General features: G+C 65.3%; 4 protein-coding genes, 1 rRNA gene and 1 pseudogene. 1 reads left to right on the forward strand and 5 read right to left on the reverse strand.

Annotated elements, in window-relative coordinates:
- Both JHC79_RS22845 and murA read right to left on the reverse strand, forming a co-directional pair.
- Positions 1 to 73: ribosomal RNA gene (locus tag JHC79_RS22845) — 16S ribosomal RNA — on the reverse strand; the annotation flags it as partial.
- Positions 74 to 774: 701 nt separating this feature from the next.
- A complete protein-coding gene (murA, locus tag JHC79_RS22850) occupies positions 775 to 2,031 on the reverse strand; it encodes a UDP-N-acetylglucosamine 1-carboxyvinyltransferase (RefSeq protein ID WP_296395221.1) in 1,257 nt (418 codons plus the stop codon).
- A 91-nt stretch (positions 2,032 to 2,122) separates the two neighbouring features.
- Here murA and JHC79_RS22855 point away from each other — a divergent pair, with 91 nt between their 5' ends.
- Positions 2,123 to 2,719, forward strand: coding sequence for a cob(I)yrinic acid a,c-diamide adenosyltransferase (locus tag JHC79_RS22855; protein WP_296395224.1), 597 nt, complete (start codon positions 2,123 to 2,125; stop codon positions 2,717 to 2,719).
- A 3-nt stretch (positions 2,720 to 2,722) separates the two neighbouring features.
- Here the strand turns inward: JHC79_RS22855 and JHC79_RS22860 are convergent, their stop codons facing one another.
- From JHC79_RS22860 to JHC79_RS22870, 3 genes and pseudogenes are all read right to left on the reverse strand, one after another.
- A complete protein-coding gene (locus JHC79_RS22860) occupies positions 2,723 to 3,160 on the reverse strand; it encodes a DUF2550 domain-containing protein (protein WP_296395226.1) in 438 nt (145 codons plus the stop codon).
- A 153-nt stretch (positions 3,161 to 3,313) separates the two neighbouring features.
- Positions 3,314 to 3,700, reverse strand: coding sequence for a F0F1 ATP synthase subunit epsilon (locus JHC79_RS22865; protein WP_188490615.1), 387 nt, complete (start codon positions 3,698 to 3,700; stop codon positions 3,314 to 3,316).
- Positions 3,701 to 3,709: 9 nt separating this feature from the next.
- Positions 3,710 to 4,008, reverse strand: a pseudogene (locus JHC79_RS22870) (F0F1 ATP synthase subunit beta); the annotation flags it as partial.

Consider the following 4,008-nt stretch of genomic DNA (forward strand, 5'->3'; position numbering starts at 1 on the left):
CTTTCCGTTCGACTTGCATGTGTTAAGCACGCCGCCAGCGTTCGTCCTGAGCCAGGATCAAACTCTCCATGAAAAACCATAGAAAAACACGCGCACCAACCCCCAAAAGAGCCAGCAACAACGCGGATTTCAAAACAATCTTCCCAGCAGAGACAAAATCCCAACCAAAAAAACAAACAACCGACAACCACCCAGGAGCTTAACCCCAGATGGCATCAATCATCAAAAAAACCACACCCCACAAACCACTGTCCGCAGGATGCAGCACCAAACAAAATTTGGCATTAACAATCCATCAACACACTATCGAGTTCTCAAAGAACACACACCCACGGCGCATCAGTCCCCTATCGGAACCTGCTACCGAAAGCTTTGTTCTGGCTGTTGCCTCCGTCTCCGGGGCAACTTTTCCAGCCTAGCAGAGTCATGAGGGCCGGTCAACCAGTGTCTGGTCGAGGTCTTCGGTGATTCTGTTCGGCCCCGCAGCGATGACAACCGCTTTCGCAGTCATCGTGTCGCGTTGGGTTGTCTGCGCTGAGCCCGGTTTCCCAGTCCCGGAGTCTTGCTTCCCGGGAGGCGCCGTGGCGCGCTGACTTGGAAGAAGTTACGCGGCCTGCGAGCAGCCCGTCAAATCGCCTGGTCACAGGCCCGCCCATTTCGTTCCCCGCAGGTCAGCACGTTCGTACCAATCCGATTCGACCGCGTCGAAAGCGGCCTCAGCGCAACCGATTTCGGTGACGCCCACCACATTCGAGCACGATCAGGAGACCGTCATCAGTCGCTGACGCGCTCGACCTGGGCCCCGAGACTGCGCAGTTTGCCGATGAACTCGGGGTATCCGCGATCGATGTGGAAGACGTCATGGACCTCGGTCACGCCGTCGGCGACCAGACCCGCCAACACCAGGCCGGCGCCGGCCCGGATGTCCGAACACCACACCGGCGCACTCGAGAGCTGTTCGATCCCGCGGATCACTGCGTGGTGACCGTCGGTCCGCGCGTCCGATCCCAATCGGACCATCTCCTCGACGAACCGGAACCGGGCCTCGAAGACGTTCTCGGTGATGACCGACATCCCCTCGGCCACCGCAGCCAGGCCGATGGCCATCGGCTGCAGGTCGGTCGGGAATCCAGGGAAAGGCAGGGTCGAGAAGTTCACGGCACGGGGACGGTCCGACTGTCGAACACGGAAGCCGTTGGCGAACCTGTCCACCTCGGCGCCGGCATCGACCAGCTTGTTCAGCACCAGCTGCAGGTGAGCGGGGTCCACCCCGGTGACCCGGATGTCCCCCCTGGTCATGGCGGCGGCGATGCCCCAGGTCGCGGCGACGATCCGGTCGCCCACCACCACATGGGTCGTCGGGGACAACCGTTGGACGCCGGTGACGGTCAGGGTTGATGTCCCCTCCCCCGAGATCTGGGCACCCATCTGCTCGAGCATCACGCAGAGATCGATGATCTCCGGCTCCCGCGCAGCATTGTCGATCGTGGTCGTGCCCTCCGCCAGTACCGCGGCCATCAGGATGTTCTCGGTCGCCCCGACCGAGGGGAATTCCAGGGCGATCGCCGCGCCGGTCAGCGAATCCGCCTCCGCGACAACACATCCGTGCTCGATGGTGCTGTGTGCGCCGAGCGCACGCAGCCCCGCCTGATGCATGTCCAGGGGCCGGGACCCGATGGCGTCGCCACCCGGGAGCGCGACCACGGCACGGCGACACCGCGCGATGAGCGGTCCCAGAACACAGACCGACGCGCGAAACTGCTTCACCGCGTCGAAGTCGGCGTGGAACTTCGGCTCGGCCGGGGTGTCGATGGTGACCGTCTCGCCGTCGAGGGTCACCACGGCACCCAATCCCCGCAGGACGTCGGCCATCAACGGGACGTCGGCGATCTCGGGACAGTTGGTGAGCGTCGTGCGCCCCTCCGCCAGCAACGCCGCGGCCATCAGCTTCAAGACGCTGTTCTTGGCGCCGACCACCGAGACCTCGCCGTACAGGCGTGCGCCGCCGGTCACCAGAAAGCGATCATTCACGACCCGAGCCTATCCACCCACGCCATCGGCACTGTTCGCGGGCGGAACTCGCCGCGCTCTCGGGCTCGACGCAGCCGGTAGGTTTGCGCCCATGGCTGTTCACCTCACTCGGATCTACACCCGCACCGGCGACGACGGGACGACGGGACTCAGCGATTTCTCCCGTGTCCCGAAGACCGACGCACGGGTCGTCGCCTACGCCGACTGCGATGAGACGAACGCGGCGATCGGCACGGCGGTCGCTCTCGGCGCACCCGATGACCACGTCCGGGCGGTGTTGACCACGATCCAGAACGACCTGTTCGACGCGGGTGCTGATCTGGCCACCCCGGTGGTGGCCGATCCGGAGTACCCACCGCTGCGCATCGCCCAGAGCTACGTCGATGCCCTCGAGACCTGGTGCGACGAGTTCGGGGATCCGCTCGAACCCCTGACGTCGTTCATCCTGCCGGGCGGAACCGTCCTCAGCGCGCTGCTGCATCAGGCGCGAACCGTGACGCGGAGGGCCGAGCGATCGGCGTGGGCGGCGGTCGCCGCTCACCCTCACAACACCTCGGTGCTCCCGGCCAAATACCTCAACCGGCTGTCCGACCTGCTGTTCATCATGTCCCGAGCGGTGAACACCGACGGCGACGTCCTCTGGACACCCGGGGGTCAGCGGCAACGGCCGCCCGCCAGGGAGGAGTAGGGGTCAGGCCGATCGCCGGCGAACCGACCGCACCGGCGGCCGCGACTCGACCCACGACTGGAATGCGGTCACCGCACCCGACGCCATCGCGAGTTCGAAACCCGCACCGTCCGCGTCGATCTCGAGGATCGTCATCGCATCGATGACCTCGACCTCGGTACCACGGGGCTGCCGGCGCCCCCGTGTCTCGATTGCCTGGCGCGGGATGACCTCGCTCGGCCCGGTCCGCAAGCTGCTCAGCCGGTAATAGATCAACGAGTGGTCGTCGTACCGCACGATGCCGTGACGCCACCCACGGTCGTCGCCGGCGGGCAGGCTGCGCAGCAGCACCGCGGTCCCCCGGCTGCGCAGACGCATGACGCGGAATCCCACCAGGGCGAGCACGCCCAGCGCCACCACGACCAGCAGAGCGATACACACGCCGAGAACCATCACCGACATCGTGTGCTCCTGCCTGACCTCGTACCGTGCGACCGGCTCGACATACACCGATCCCCGCACGCCTCGAGAGGCTGCGGGGATCGACGTGTACGTGTCGCTGTCCTCACCACAATGCCACGACCGAACCGGTCACGGCACCGGGCGAGGTGCACATCACTTCTCCTGCGTGAGCTGCTCCACAGCTCGGATCCGCGAGAGTGCGCGATCGTGTTCTTCGGAACCCTCCTCGGCGGACTCGAGCTCGGCGCGCGCGGCGTCGGCGTCGATGTCCCGGGCCCATTCGGCGGACTCGGCGAGCACCGTGACGGCGTCACCGGTCACCGAGAGGAATCCTCCCTGCACCGCAGCGACGCGACGGGTGCCGTCGGTCTGCTCGATCACCACGAACCCACCGGCGATGAGCTCGCCGAGGAGCGGTTCGTGGTGGTTGAGGATGCCCAGTTCGCCCTCGGTGGTCTGTGCGATCACGAAGGTGGCCTCGCCGGAGTAGAGACGCTCCTCCACCGAGACGACCTCGACCGGAAAGCCTGTGTCAGCCATGAGGTCGCGTCACTTCCCCGAGATCTTCTCGGCCGCGGCCTCCACGTCGTCGAGTCCGCCGCAGCTGTTGAACGCCTGCTCGGGCAGGTGGTCGAACTCGCCCTTGCAGACGCGGTCGAACGCCTCGATCGTGTCCGCGAGCGGGACGACCGATCCCTTCTGACCGGTGAACTTCTCGGCGACGATGAAGTTCTGACCGAGGAACTTCTGGATGCGACGTGCGCGCTGGACCGTCACCTTGTCCTCTTCGGACAGCTCGTCCATACCGAGGATGGCGATGATGTCCTGCAGCTCCTTGTACTTCTGCA

It is taken from the genome of Williamsia sp. (genome assembly GCF_016462415.1).
In the GTDB taxonomy this organism is placed as follows: domain Bacteria; phylum Actinomycetota; class Actinomycetes; order Mycobacteriales; family Mycobacteriaceae; genus Williamsia_A.